Source organism: Mesorhizobium sp. C416B, assembly GCF_030323165.1.
Taxonomy (GTDB): domain Bacteria; phylum Pseudomonadota; class Alphaproteobacteria; order Rhizobiales; family Rhizobiaceae; genus Mesorhizobium.
On record NZ_CP100471.1, the window covers coordinates 6519593 to 6532477 of the forward strand.

Here is a 12885-nt window from a genome sequence, read left to right on the forward strand (position 1 = left end):
TTCGTTGCCTTGTCGATACCCGACTGCCAGCATTATATATGGTCGTGCGCAGCGAATGAAAGACGTCACAGCGGCAATCGCTGTTCGCTTGGCGGCGACGGATTGGAAAAATATGATTGACGACGTCTACAATGCGAAAATTCTGGGTTTTGCCGGAAACATCGCCCGCATAGGCCGGCTCGATCATCCGGATGCGAGCGCCAAGGCTCATTCCAAATTGTGCGGCTCGACGGTAACCGTCGACCTCAAGATGGACAATGGCGTCGTCACCGATTTCGCTCATGACGTGAAGGCCTGCGCCCTCGGCCAGGCTTCGTCCTCGATCATGGCTCAACATGTCATCGGCGCCAGCGCCGACGAATTGCGGGCGGTGCGCGACACCGTGCTGAAGATGCTCAAGGAAAACGGCGCGCCGCCGCAAGGCCGCTTTGCCGATCTGAGATATCTGGAGCCGGTGCGCGACTACAAGGCGCGCCATGCCTCGACCATGCTGACCTTCGATGCGGTCGTTGACGCCATCGGCCAGATCGAGAAGAAGCGCGCGGAAGAGGCGGCGTGACCCTTGCCATTTGATCGCCAAAGCCTGGTGTTCGCCGCGAGCCTTGCTGGCGCAGTTGCGTTGAGCAGCGGCGCGAGCCGGGCGGACGTGGCGGTCCAGCGCGATATCGGCGAGTATCTCAAGAAGGCCATCCAGCTCTGCTGGAGCATACCTGTAGACGCCCACAGCATAGTCCGCGTCCAGTTCAGCCTGAACAAGGACGGTTCGCTCGCCGGTCCGCCAAAAATCCTCAGCCCTGCGCCACCGACGCCGGACAAGGTTGCCGAGGCCGCTGTCCGGGCCATCTCGCGCTGCGCACCATTTTCCAGGCTGACATCCTATACGGCCCATTATGATCTGTGGCGTGATGTCGTGCTGACATTCGACCCGGGACAGGATACTTCGGACAGGGCTCTGGGCATCGATGCGAAGAAGCTCGACCAAGCCCTCGAAAAATTCCGCAAGAAGCCAAATTAGCTGAGGCCGGTCAGGCGGCTCTTGGTTTGCTGCGCCCGTCTGCTTTCGGCAAATTCGCTTCTCACCCAGTCGGCGAAGGCCTTGGCCGGCTCCGCCAGGTCCTTCAAACTCCTGCCGACCAGCCAGTAGGCGCCCGATGCGACATCAATGTCGAACGGCTTGATCAGCGCGCCGGATGCAATCTCCTCGCCGATCTGCAAGAGGTCGCCCAGCGCCACGCCGTGGCCGAGCAGGGCCGCCTGCTTCGACAGCGACACATCCGCCAGCATAGGGCCGCGCGCCGGAATGGTGTCGGCTGCCACGCCGGCTGCCTCGAACCAGCGCGCCCAGCCTTGACGATTCTCCTCGTGCAACAGCGTGTAGCGGGCAAGGTCGAGCGGCTTTTCGAGGGCAGGGCCCGATGCCAGCAAGGCCGGCGACAAGACCGGTGAATCGACGGTCGAGGCGAGCCATTCGGCCTCGCTGCGCGGCCATGAGGTGGCGCGCGCGCTGAAGCGCAAGGCGAGTTCGGGCTGATCGCTGCGGAACTCGATCGGCCTTGGGTCGACTTCGAGGGAAACGTCGATATCGGGCCGCAACTGGCTGAAGCGGTTGAGCCGCGGCAACAGCCATACAGAGGCCAGCGACGGCTCGACGCTGACGCGAACCACCGACTGCGCCGGGGCCGCCACCAGGTCCGAAAGCAGCCTGTCGATGTCGTCGAAACTCCTGACCAACTGATCGAGCAGGCGCTGGCCGGCTTCGCTCAGCTCGACGCGACGGTGATGACGGTGGAACAAGGGCTGGCGCAGGAACTGCTCGAGTTCGCGGATCTGCCGGCTGATGGCGGCCTGGGAGACGAACAGCTCCTCGGCGGCCCGGCTAAAGCTCAATTGCCGGCCGGCTGCCTCGAAACTTCGCAATGCCGTCAGGGGCAGCCGTCCGCGCTTCATTTCGCATAACCCGAAGTTATCTGAACCGGAAATTATACTCGTTTGAAGGCGAAGGCCAGCGGGCGTCTAATCCGTCTCAAAGGAGATGCGGCCATGATCCAGTTACTGGAAATCTTTTGCGATGTGATGCGGATCGCGACATTTCAGTGGCATGGCGACAGGCAGCATCATGTGCAGCGCACCGAGCAAAGGCCGGCCACCCGCTGGGCGGCTCCAGCGGAGCGGCATCCCTTTCGCCGCTCGCGACCCTGAAGCCGACAAAGAGGCGAGTGAAGAGGATTGCGTTTGCCGGCCGAAGCTCACATCTATCGGTTTGGAAACGCAAGCTGACCCGGAAGCCGGTTTCGGGGTCGCGTTCGGAAAGAGACTGCGGTGGGCGACCAGCATCGGCATGTGCATGCCGCCGGACAGACCCGGCGCGGGCGCAACTGGCCCGGTCCCTGGCGCAAAACACCCGGCCGCATTTTCGGCACGTCGCTGGTGCGCTTGTACCAGCTGACGCTGTCCGGCTTTGTCGGCAATTCCTGCCGGCATCTGCCGACCTGTTCCGAATACGCGCATGAGGCAATCGCCCGCCATGGCCTGTGGGCCGGCGGCTGGATGGGGCTTTTTCGCGTGCTGCGCTGCGGGCCGTTCGGAACGCATGGTGTCGACCGCGTGCCGGAGGTGCTCGCTCCGAGCTACGTCTGGTTCACGCCATGGCGTTATTGGCAGATCGGCAGGAAGCGCGGCGAGGCCTGACGGCGGACGCGCTGGGTCCCTGATATAGATCGCCAGGGCGGCATTTCTTTACGATCCGGTAGGGTTAACAACGGCCTGCACAAAGACTGCGCATTTGAGTCAAAATCGAGCCAAGACACTTCGCTAAGCGCCTCCTGTTCATTCCCAGGAGAGCCCACATGCGTCGGATCGAAACCCATCCCTTCATCATTGCCGCGGTCCTCTTCCTGCTGGCCTGGTTTCTGGGATTTCCGATGCGGGCGCAATCGGCGCCGCTTGGCGATTTCGCCTGCACGCTTATCCAGGACGCGGCGAGCGGCGAGACGCTCTATCAAAGCGGCGTCTGCGACCAACGCGTCAGCCCGGCGTCGACCTTCAAGGTGCCGCTGGCGCTGATCGGCTACGACAGCGGTGTCCTCAGCGACGCGCATACACCGAGCTGGGACTACAAGCCTGAGTTCAACGCCGTGAAGCGCGACCACAAGGCCGTCGACCCGACGATCTGGGAGCGCGACTCGATCGTATGGTATTCGCGCGAGATCGTGCGCCGGCTCGGCGCAAAAAGCTTTGCCCTCTACGTCTCGAAATTCGGCTACGGCAACATGGATGTCTCGGGCGATGCCGACAAGGACAACGGGCTCACGCAATCCTGGATAAATTCCTCGCTTGAGATATCGCCGGTCGAACAGACAGCCTTCCTGCGCCAGCTGCTCGCCGGCAAGATGCCGGTTTCTGCCAAGGCGCATGAGATGACCCGAGCCATCCTGCCGACTTTCCAGGCCGGCGGCTGGACGGTGCGGGGCAAAACCGGCAGCACCAGGCTGGGAAACAGCAAGGACAAGCGCGCGCTGGGCTGGTTCGTCGGCTGGGCCGAAAAGGGCGGCCGCCGGATCGTCTTCGCCCGGCTGGTCGTCGACACCAAGCCGATCGACATGCCGAAAGGCCCGGCGACACGCGCGGCGTTACTGAGGGAGTTGCCGCAACTGGTGAAGTGAACTTGCTTTAGCTTCAAGTGCTCCGGCGGGCACGAAGGATGTGGCCGCCGGAATTCCTTGTCTCCGCCTTTGGCGTCCTGGAGAAGCGGGCGGCGATGTCGCTGCTTTCCAGATCTTCGATCTCATCGAAGCCGAGCTCGCGCAGCGATTGCGCCAGTGCCGCGGGCACGAAGAAGCTGATCCAGGGCTCTCCGGCAGCGGCGACGCGCGCCGCATGGAAAGAGAGGGCAGCCTGTCCAGCCGCATCGCGGTTCTCGGCCGGCTCGCTGTAGTCGAAGACGACCTCCGAACCGGGCATGCCGGCAATCCAGGACAGGGTGCTGAAGATTGCGTCCTGGCTCAGATACGGAACGACACCCAGCCAGATGAAGAAACTGGGCTCGGTCTGCCGCAAACCGGCCGATGCCAGGCCATCCGCGGGGCGCTGGCGCTCGAAGTTGACCGGCACGAACATGGTGGCCCGCGGTTCGGCAAGACCAGCATCGGCGATGCATTTCCGTTTCCAGGCCTGTGTCGCCGGGTGATCGACTTCGAACACCGCGACATCAGGGTACGGATTGCGCAGCGAGAAAGTGTCGAGGCCGGCGCCGAGCACCACCACTTGCTGGACGCCCCGGCGCACCGCCGCAGCCAGCCAGTCCTCGGCGAGGCGGGCGCGCGCTGCCACGAACAGGCGCATGCGCCGGCTGCGCTCACCTTCCTGCTCGAGCTCCTGCACCGTCGGTGCGGCATCGCCCAGTATCGCACTCGCATATGGGTCGCGAAACAGCGCCGCCTGCTGCGAGAACTGGTGGAGGGCCCGCATGCGCGCGACGCCCAAGGCGGTTCGGCTGGATTTTGCGTCTTCCATGCCGGGGATTCCAACCTCGTGTCGGGGAAATTCGCAAGCCTGTGCGACTGGCCTGCGACATCTGTCGCGCCATTTCCTGACAGCTGCGCCAACGACGGCTCTTTACCTGATGCCGCGTGGCCTCTAAAACCCGCCCGCTGCCGGATGCCTCCGGCTTCACACCACGACCACCCGCGCTCGTTTGCGGGACTGGATAGGAGATACCCGATGCTGAATTCCGTTTCCCTGACATTTCCCGATGGCTCCGTCCGCGACTATGACGCGGCGATGACCGGTGCGGGCCTCGCCGAATCGATCTCGAAGTCGCTGGCCAAGAAGGCTGTCGCCTATGCCATCGACGGCACCGTTCGCGATCTTTCCGACCCGCTTGGCAAGTCCGGCAAGGTCGAGATCATCACCCGCAGCGATCCGCGCGCGCTGGAGCTCATCCGTCATGATGCAGCACACGTGCTGGCGGAGGCCGTGCAGGAACTGTGGCCGGGAACGCAAGTGACCATCGGGCCGGTGATCGAGAACGGATTCTATTACGACTTCGCCCGCAACGAGCCGTTCACGCCTGACGATTTCCCGGTGATCGAAAAGAAGATGCGCGAGATCATTGCGCGTAACAAGCCGTTCACCAAGGAAGTCTGGTCGCGCGACAAGGCGAAAAAGGTCTTTGCCGAGAAGGGCGAGCGCTACAAGCTCGAGCTGATCGACGCCATTCCCGAAGACCAGGATCTCAAGATCTATTCCCAGGGTGACTGGTTCGACCTCTGCCGCGGCCCGCACATGGCCTCCACCGGGCAGATCGGCAACGCCTTCAAGCTGATGAAGGTGGCCGGCGCCTATTGGCGTGGCGATTCGAACAACCCCATGCTGACCCGCATCTACGGCACGGCATGGGCCGAGCAGGCTGAACTCGATGCCTACCAGACGATGCTGGAAGAGGCAGAGAAGCGCGACCACCGCAAACTCGGCCGCGAGATGGACCTGTTCCATTTCCAGGAAGAGGGGCCGGGCGTCGTCTTCTGGCACGCCAAGGGCTGGAAGATGTTCCAGAATCTGGTCAACTACATGCGCCGCCGCCTCGACGAGCAGGGCTACCAGGAGGTCAACGCACCGCAGGTTCTCGACAAGAGCCTGTGGGAGACGTCGGGCCACTGGGGCTGGTATCGCGATGCCATGTTCAAGGTGACGGTGGCCGGCGACGACACCGACGACGACCGCGTGTTCGCGCTGAAGCCGATGAATTGTCCGGGCCACGTGCAGATATTCAAGCATGGGTTGAAATCCTATCGCGATCTGCCCGTAAAGCTTGCGGAATTCGGCAATGTGCATCGTTACGAACCGTCCGGCGCCTTGCACGGGCTGATGCGCGTGCGCGGCTTCACGCAGGACGATGCGCACATCTTCTGCACCGAGGAGCAGCTGGCCGCGGAGTGCCTGCGCATCAACGATCTGATCCTGTCGACCTACGCCGATTTCGGCTTCGACGATGTCAGCGTGAAGCTGTCGACGCGGCCGGATAAGCGCGTCGGCACCGACGAGGCCTGGGATCATGCCGAGGCGATCATGGGCAACGTGCTGGATACAATCAGGACGCGCTCGGGAAACCGCATCAAGACCTCGATCAAACCGGGCGAGGGCGCTTTCTACGGGCCGAAATTCGAATATGTGCTGAAGGACGCCATCGGCCGCGAATGGCAGTGCGGCACCACGCAGGTCGACTTCAATCTGCCGGAACGCTTTGGCGCCTTCTACATCGGTTCGGATTCGGAAAAGAAGCAGCCGGTGATGGTGCATCGCGCCATCTGCGGTTCGATGGAACGCTTTCTCGGCATCCTGATCGAGCATTATTCCGGTCATTTCCCGCTGTGGTTCGCGCCGCTGCAGGTGGTTGTGGCGACGATCACCTCGGATGCTGACGACTATGCGCGAAAGGTCGTCGCACAGTTGAAGGCGGCAGGACTTTTGGCCGAACCGGATCTGCGCAACGAGAAGATCAACTACAAGGTGCGTGAGCATTCGCTGGCCAAGGTTCCTGTGATCCTCGTATGCGGCAAGCGCGAGGCGGAAGAGGAGACGGTCAACATCCGCCGGCTCGGCTCGCGCGATCAGGAATCGCTCAAGCTGGCCGACGCGCTGAAGCTGCTTTCCGACGAGGCTGTTTCGCCCGACCGAAGGCGCAGCGCGGCCTGAGCAATCAATATTTCGGAGAAATGGCGGTGGAGCGATCCACCGCCATTTTCACATGCCTGTCACGCCAACCTTGTAACGAGCCCCCATGCTCAAGCTGAAGATACGGGAAAGGCCGTTTCCCGAACTCTCCTACGCCAATGCGAGCCAGCCGGCGCTGACGCGCTGGTTCATCCATTCCATTGAAGGTCTGTCGGGGCGCGACCGGTATGCCGCGCTCTATGATTTCTGGCGCCGCCAGGTGGCGCCGACCGGCGAGCGCGTGTTCAGCCGCATGCTGGAGCTGATCGACGTCGAGGTGCGCAGCACCGATCGGTGGCCGCCGGCGGGGCTGCCGGACACGCCGCTGGTGATCGTAGCCAACCACCCGTTCGGCATTGGCGACGGCATTGCCGTGCTGTCGCTCGTCGAGCAGCTCGGGCGTCCGTTCCGCGTCATGATCCACAAGGATCTGCTGAAGATCCGCGAGATGGAACCGTATTCGCTGCCGATCGACTTTTCCGAGACCAAGGACGCGGTGAAGAACAACTTGGCGGTACGCCACGAGGCGGTGCGGCTGCTCAGGGAGGGCGTCACCATCGTCGTATTTCCGGCCGGCGGCGTCGCCACCGCGCCGAAAGGCTTTGGCCGGGCGCGCGACCTGCCGTGGAAGATGTTTCCGGCGCGCCTCGTGCAGGACGCCAAGGCGTCGGTGGTGCCGATGCATTTTTCCGGGCAGAACGGCCGGCTGTTCCATCTGGTCAGCGGCCCGATGAACATGGCGGAGCGCGAAGGAAGGGTGGCGAAATTCGTCGGCAAGGCGTCGCTGACGTTGCGCCTTTCAATGCTCATCCGCGAATTCGCGCGGCTGTCCGGCAAGACGATCGACGTGCGCGTCGGCAACCTGTTGAGCTGGGCCGAGCTGGAATCGCTGCGCGATCGCAAGGCGCTGCTTGAGCGTCTTCATCGCGGCGTCTTCGATCTGGCGCCCGACGCGCCGCGCGGCCGGGTCCACTTCCTGCAGCGCCGCCTGCGCAAGGCCGCCTGACGTAGCCCTGAACTACCACTTCAACTGAGGGCCAAACCGAGGCCAATGGGCGCGCCGGTCAGTCGGCGCCTTCCTCGGGATCGATGGCCGACGCCTCGGTGGCCAGGACCTCGATCTCCTGGTTCTGTCCGGCAACGACGGTGAAATCCTTCTGGTAGATGCGGTCGCGGTTCTTGGCGATGATGGTGTATTGGCCTTCGGCCAAGACCATCGAGGCGAAGGCGCCGACGGCCTCCTTGATCGGGTCGCCGGATTCGTTGAGCAGCGACCAGGATGTATCGGCGATGGCCTCGCCGCCGGTCTCGCGCACCAGCTTCATGGTCTCCTCCGCCGCGCGATGCTCGACGGTGGCTTCGGTCAGCTTGCCGGCTTCGACGCGGATGTCGGAGCGAATGACGGCATTGACCGCGCCATAGGTGGAGACGACATGATAAACGCCGGCGTTGAGCCGCACGACGCTGTTCGGCTCGACATCGGGAATGATCAAAGCGCGGTCGCCATTGGCCTCGGCGGTGCCCTCATAAATGGAGAAGCGCAGTTTTTTCGGCGGAATACGCACGCCGCCCGACAGCACCGCGTCGAGCTTGAGGCCGCCGGCATCGAGCACCAGGCTTTCGCGCCTGGCGTCCTTGCCGACGGTGATGCGCTTGGTGGCGCCGGCGCGTCCGTATGAGGCGTGGACCAGATAGCTGCCGGGTTCGAGCTGGAACACGGCGCTGCCGCCATGCGCGGAAGCCACCATCGGCAGCTTGCCGTCGCCGGCGGCCTCGGGCTTGAAGACGCGCCAGACGATGCCGCGCGTGATGTCGGCGCCCTTGTCGGTCAACTGGGCCGACAGCGTTATGGCGCCGCCGCCACCTAGTGCCAGCGGCGTCTCGCCCTTGGGCGGTGCATAGCTCGAAATATCGGGGAGTTTCAGATTGCCGATGCCGTCGGCATTCTGCGCCATGGCCATCGAGGCCGGCGCAAACAGCGCTACGGCGAGCCAAATCAGGAAAAGGCGCGATGTCCCCTCAAACATGCCTTGCGTTGAAGCCCAAGGCGGTGGCAATTTCAAGGCTTAAGAGTCCGACCGCCTTGGCAACAGGTTCTTTCGTCCGGCGCGCCCGCGCCAATGCCGGAGCCGCCCCGATCCGCAATGGCGCGCTTCAGCTCAAAATCGAGTGCTTTAGGAGACCTGGCCCCCATGGCGTCGCCGATCATCGACTTCCTGCTGACCCGAAACTCAGCACCGATTCCTGAATTGAAGGAACCGGCGCCCAGCGATGGCGATATCGCGACCATGATCGCGGCTGCAAGCCGGGTGCCCGATCACGGCCGGCTGGAGCCGTGGCGCTTCATCCTTTATCGCGGCGAGGCGCGCGTCGAGATCGGCAGGAAGCTGGCGGCGCTCGCCGAACAGCGCGAAGGACCGCTGCCGGAAAACCGCCGCAACCAGGAACTGGCTCGGTTTTCGCGTGCGCCGCTGGTGATCGGCGTGGTCTCGAGCCCGAAGGACAATCCAAAAATCCCGCAATGGGAAATGTTCCTGTCCGGCGGCATGGCGGCGATGAACCTGATGATCGCAGCCAATGCGCTGGGCTACGGCACCAACATGATCAGCAACTGGTATTCCGACGTGGCGGAGGGCAGGGCGCTGCTGGGAGTGGCGCCACAGGAACGTGTTGTCGGCTTCGTCCATATCGGCTGCTATCAGGGACCGGCGCCGGAACGGCCGCGGCCCGATCCGGCAAAGCTCTATGCCGATTATGCGGGGCCGTGGAACGGCTGACACCCGAAAGCGATTCCCCTTTATTTAAACACAGGCTAAGACAGCGGCTTCGGCGATGCGTTGGGGGTTGGCGCATCGACCATGGGGATTTTTTTGGGGGTCGCCGGCGACATGAAGAAACGAGACTCGCTGCGAACCCGGCTGCGCTATGGGTTTGACAAGAGCATGGCGGCCGGGCCGATCGCGCTGATCGGCTGGCTCGCCGTCGCTTCGCTGCTGATCATCATCGCCGCCGCGGCTTTTCTTGCGGTGACCCGCATCGCGCCGGAGGGCGGCGAACCACTGAACTTCTTCGAAGCATTCTGGGAATCGCTGATGCGCACGCTCGATTCCGGCACGATGGGCGGCGACACCGGCTGGGCCTTTCGTCTCGTCATGCTCTTTGTCACGCTCGCCGGCATCTTCGTCGTGTCGGCCCTCATCGGCGTGCTCAGCGCCGGCGTCGACAGCAAGCTCGATGAATTGCGCAAGGGCCGTTCGCGGGTGCTGGAGAGCGACCACACCATCATCCTCAACTGGTCGCCGTCGATCTTCGACGTCATCTCCGAACTCGTCATTGCCAATGCCAGCCGCCGCCATCCGCGCATTGTCGTCATGGCCAATATGGACAAGGTGGCGATGGAGGACGAGATCGCCGCCAAAGTCGGCAGACTGGGCAATACACGCATCGTCTGCCGCAGCGGCGACCCGACCGACCTCTACGATCTGGCCATCGTCAACCCGCAGACCTCGCGCTCGATCATCGTGCTGTCGCCGGACGGCGACGACCCGGATTCGCAGGTGATCAAGACGGTGCTGGCGCTGGCCAACGACCCGAACCGGCGCACGGCGCCCTATAACATCGCCGCCGAGATCCGCGACGGAAAGAACGCCGAGGTTGCCCGCGTCGTCGGCGGGGCCGAGGTACAGCTTGTCCTGGCCGACCAGCTGATCTCGCGCATCGTCGTGCATTCGAGCCGGCAGTCGGGTCTCAGCGGCGTCTATTCGGAGTTGCTCGATTTCGACGGCTGCGAAATCTACACGACAGGACAGGCGGACCTCACCGGCAAGACCTTCGGCGAGGCGGTGATGGCTTATGAGCATTGCGCGCTGATCGGGCTCTGCGACCAAACCGGGCGCGTCAATCTCAACCCACCGTCGGAGCTGGTGATCGGCAAGGACATGCGCGCCATCATCATTGCCGAGGACGATGCCGCCATCAAGCTGGGAAGCGCGGCGGCCAAGATCGATACCGCGGCGATTCTTCGCCATCAGCCCATTGAGGCGAAGCCGGAGCGCACGCTGATCCTTGGCTGGAACCGGCGCGGTCCGATCATAACCTATGAACTGTCGCGCTATGTCGCGCCTGGTTCGATCCTGACCATCGCCGCCGATACGCCAGGCCTCGAACAGGAAGTTGCCGGGCTGCCGGTCGTCGGCGACAATCTGTCGGTTTCCTGCCGGATCACCGACACGTCGAGCAGCACAGCACTGGCAAGCCTGGACGTGCCTTCCTACGACCACGTGCTCGTCCTCGGCTACAGCGAGACCATGGCAGCGCAGCCCGCCGATACGCGCACGCTGGTGACGCTGCTGCATTTGCGCAAAATCGCAGACGATGCCGGCACGCATATCTCGATTGTCAGCGAAATGATCGACGTGCGCAACCGCGAGTTGGCGGCGGTGACCAAGGCCGATGACTTCGTCGTCAGCAACCGGCTGGTCAGCCTGATGCTGGCGCAGGCATCGGAGAACCAGAATCTCGCCGCGATCTTCGATGACCTGCTCGACGAGGAGGGCTCCGAAATCTACATGCGTCCGGTCGGCCACTATGTCGCCATCGATCAGCCGGTGACGTTCTGGACGATCGCGGAATCGGCGCGGCTGCGCGGCGAGATCGCCATCGGACATAGGCGCGTTCGCGCTGCGCAGAGTGATGAGCGGGCTCTGGGCGGCGTCACCGTCAACCCGTTGAAGTCGCAAGCGCTGGCCTACCTGCCTGAGGACCGGGTCATCGTGCTGGCGCGGGACTAAACCCCGACTGCCTTGGCGCGAGCCAGAAGCCGTTCGGCGAGCCTGAGATGCGGCCGGTCATACATCTTGCCGTCAATGCCGACCACGCCGGGATTTCCGGCCGCCTCGAAGGCCGCGACGATGGCCTGCGAGCGTTGCACTGCCTCCGCCGATGGCGTGAAGGCGGCGTTGATGACCGGCACTTGCGCCGGATGGATCGCCATCTTGCCGGTAAAGCCGTCACGCTCGGCCTCCGTGCATTCGGCTTCGAAGGCGGCCATGTCGCGAAAGGCGGGGAAAACCGTGTCGATCGCCGCGACTTCAGCTGCGCCGGCGGCAAGGATGGTCATGGTGCGGGCAAGGCGGAAGACATCGGTGTAGCGGCCGTTGTCGTCGCGCGCAGCCTGCGCGCCGATCGCCGCCGACAGATCTTCGGCACCCCAGGTGAGGCCGGCAAGCCTGGCGCTTGCCCCGGCATAGGTCGCGGCGGCCAGCAACCCAGCAGCGGTCTCGGTAATGATCGGCAGGATCTTGATCGCGCCATCCGGCAATCCGTTTTCGGCCTCATGTACGCGGAGCTTTACGGATAGCTGCTGGACATCCTGGCCGCTGTTCGACTTCGGCAGCATGATGCCGTCGGGTTTGACCGGAACCAGGGCGGCCAGATCATCGTCGGTCAACCCGGTCGATAGGTCGTTGACTCTGATATAGATGGCGGAGCTTGTCTGCTGCCTGTTGCCGGCAATAAAGCGTGCTGCGATGTCGCGTGCCGACGGCTTGTTTTGTGGCGCCACGGAATCCTCAAGGTCGACGATGACCACGTCGGCGCCGGCGCCAAAACCCTTCTCCAGTTTCTTTTTGGAATCCCCGGGCACAAACAGCAGCGAGCGCATCAGGCCGCCTTTTTCATCATCATCGCCTGGCGCGTGCATTTGGCAACGAGCACATCGTTCTGATTGTAGGCGTGATGCTCGAACTCGACGATGCCGCGGTCCGGCTTCGATTTCGAGTCCCTGACTGAGAGCACCGTCGTTTCGACACGGATGGTGTCGCCGTGGAAGACCGGGTGCGGAAACACCGTCTCCTTCATGCCGAGATTGGCAATTGTGGTGCCGACGGTGATGTCATTGACGGAAATGCCGATCATCAGGCCGAGCGTGAACAGCGAATTGACCAGCGGTCTGCCCCATTCGCTCTTGGCGGCGAAGTCGAAGTCGATGTGCAGCGGCTGCGGGTTCAGCGTCATCACCGAGAACAGCATGTTATCGCTTTCGGTGACGGTCTTGCGCAGCGTGTGCCGAAAGACATGTCCGACGACGAACTCTTCGAGATAAAGCCCGGGCATCGTTTTTCTCCTCCGCTGCCTGACGGTTGATAGGCGCTGCCCATGCCACCCGCAAGCCAG

Annotated in this window: 13 protein-coding genes; 8 read left to right on the top strand and 5 right to left on the bottom strand. The window is 63.3% G+C overall.

Annotated elements, in window-relative coordinates; translation table 11 throughout:
* Window positions 1-112: 112 nt before the first annotated feature.
* Both NLY43_RS31585 and tolA read left to right on the top strand, forming a co-directional pair.
* Window positions 113-559, top strand: coding sequence for an iron-sulfur cluster assembly scaffold protein (locus NLY43_RS31585; protein ID WP_023710657.1), 447 nt, complete (start codon window positions 113-115; stop codon window positions 557-559).
* Between the two features lie 60 nt (window positions 560-619).
* Entirely contained in the window at window positions 620-1015 is a 396-nt protein-coding gene (gene tolA / locus NLY43_RS31590; RefSeq protein WP_156935491.1) for a cell envelope integrity protein TolA, read from the top strand.
* Here tolA and NLY43_RS31595 read toward each other — a convergent pair.
* Entirely contained in the window at window positions 1012-1947 is a 936-nt protein-coding gene (locus NLY43_RS31595) for a LysR substrate-binding domain-containing protein (RefSeq protein ID WP_023710655.1), read from the bottom strand. The two genes, tolA and NLY43_RS31595, sit on opposite strands and share 4 nt — an antisense overlap.
* A gap of 372 nt (window positions 1948-2319) precedes the next feature.
* Here NLY43_RS31595 and yidD point away from each other — a divergent pair, with 372 nt between their 5' ends.
* Window positions 2320-2688: a membrane protein insertion efficiency factor YidD gene (yidD, locus tag NLY43_RS31600; RefSeq protein ID WP_023695455.1), complete on the top strand. Its 369-nt coding sequence runs from the start codon at window positions 2320-2322 to the stop codon at window positions 2686-2688.
* 158 nt (window positions 2689-2846) lie between these two features.
* The gene (blaOXA, locus tag NLY43_RS31605; protein ID WP_023695454.1) at window positions 2847-3662 is read left to right on the top strand and encodes a class D beta-lactamase; all 816 of its coding nucleotides are present in this window, start codon (window positions 2847-2849) and stop codon (window positions 3660-3662) included.
* A 13-nt stretch (window positions 3663-3675) separates the two neighbouring features.
* Here the strand turns inward: blaOXA and NLY43_RS31610 are convergent, their stop codons facing one another.
* Entirely contained in the window at window positions 3676-4512 is an 837-nt protein-coding gene (locus NLY43_RS31610; RefSeq protein WP_023695453.1) for an SAM-dependent methyltransferase, read from the bottom strand.
* Between the two features lie 207 nt (window positions 4513-4719).
* Between NLY43_RS31610 and thrS the strand changes: the two genes are divergently transcribed.
* Both thrS and NLY43_RS31620 read left to right on the top strand, forming a co-directional pair.
* Window positions 4720-6693, top strand: a complete 1974-nt coding sequence (gene thrS, locus NLY43_RS31615; protein ID WP_023710653.1) for a threonine--tRNA ligase — start codon at window positions 4720-4722, stop codon at window positions 6691-6693.
* A gap of 85 nt (window positions 6694-6778) precedes the next feature.
* The gene (locus NLY43_RS31620; RefSeq protein ID WP_023695451.1) at window positions 6779-7717 is read left to right on the top strand and encodes a lysophospholipid acyltransferase family protein; all 939 of its coding nucleotides are present in this window, start codon (window positions 6779-6781) and stop codon (window positions 7715-7717) included.
* 58 nt (window positions 7718-7775) lie between these two features.
* Here NLY43_RS31620 and NLY43_RS31625 read toward each other — a convergent pair whose 3' ends face one another.
* Window positions 7776-8738, bottom strand: coding sequence for an RgsD C-terminal domain-containing protein (locus NLY43_RS31625; RefSeq protein WP_023695450.1), 963 nt, complete (start codon window positions 8736-8738; stop codon window positions 7776-7778).
* A gap of 165 nt (window positions 8739-8903) precedes the next feature.
* Here NLY43_RS31625 and NLY43_RS31630 point away from each other — a divergent pair, with 165 nt between their 5' ends.
* Both NLY43_RS31630 and NLY43_RS31635 read left to right on the top strand, forming a co-directional pair.
* The gene (locus tag NLY43_RS31630; RefSeq protein WP_023723386.1) at window positions 8904-9488 is read left to right on the top strand and encodes a nitroreductase family protein; all 585 of its coding nucleotides are present in this window, start codon (window positions 8904-8906) and stop codon (window positions 9486-9488) included.
* Between the two features lie 111 nt (window positions 9489-9599).
* Complete coding sequence (locus NLY43_RS31635; protein ID WP_023710651.1) at window positions 9600-11501, top strand: CASTOR/POLLUX-related putative ion channel; 1902 nt, start codon at window positions 9600-9602, stop codon at window positions 11499-11501.
* On the opposite strand, the gene NLY43_RS31640 is transcribed toward NLY43_RS31635, so the two are convergent.
* Window positions 11498-12373: an HpcH/HpaI aldolase/citrate lyase family protein gene (locus NLY43_RS31640; protein WP_023710650.1), complete on the bottom strand. Its 876-nt coding sequence runs from the start codon at window positions 12371-12373 to the stop codon at window positions 11498-11500. The genes NLY43_RS31635 and NLY43_RS31640 overlap by 4 nt on opposite strands.
* Complete coding sequence (locus NLY43_RS31645; protein ID WP_444848965.1) at window positions 12373-12885, bottom strand: MaoC family dehydratase; 513 nt, start codon at window positions 12883-12885, stop codon at window positions 12373-12375. Before NLY43_RS31645 ends, NLY43_RS31640 begins: the two co-directional genes overlap by 1 nt.

Coding starts and splice junctions, on each gene's coding strand:
- NLY43_RS31620 (WP_023695451.1), top strand. CDS start 6,779: ATGCTCAAGCTGAAGATACGGGAAAGGCCGTTTCCCGAACTCTCCTAC.
- NLY43_RS31585 (WP_023710657.1), top strand. CDS start 113: ATGATTGACGACGTCTACAATGCGAAAATTCTGGGTTTTGCCGGAAAC.
- NLY43_RS31610 (WP_023695453.1), bottom strand. CDS start 4,512: ATGGAAGACGCAAAATCCAGCCGAACCGCCTTGGGCGTCGCGCGCATG.
- NLY43_RS31630 (WP_023723386.1), top strand. CDS start 8,904: ATGGCGTCGCCGATCATCGACTTCCTGCTGACCCGAAACTCAGCACCG.
- NLY43_RS31625 (WP_023695450.1), bottom strand. CDS start 8,738: ATGTTTGAGGGGACATCGCGCCTTTTCCTGATTTGGCTCGCCGTAGCG.
- NLY43_RS31640 (WP_023710650.1), bottom strand. CDS start 12,373: ATGCGCTCGCTGCTGTTTGTGCCCGGGGATTCCAAAAAGAAACTGGAG.
- NLY43_RS31635 (WP_023710651.1), top strand. CDS start 9,600: ATGAAGAAACGAGACTCGCTGCGAACCCGGCTGCGCTATGGGTTTGAC.
- blaOXA (WP_023695454.1), top strand. CDS start 2,847: ATGCGTCGGATCGAAACCCATCCCTTCATCATTGCCGCGGTCCTCTTC.
- NLY43_RS31595 (WP_023710655.1), bottom strand. CDS start 1,947: ATGAAGCGCGGACGGCTGCCCCTGACGGCATTGCGAAGTTTCGAGGCA.
- thrS (WP_023710653.1), top strand. CDS start 4,720: ATGCTGAATTCCGTTTCCCTGACATTTCCCGATGGCTCCGTCCGCGAC.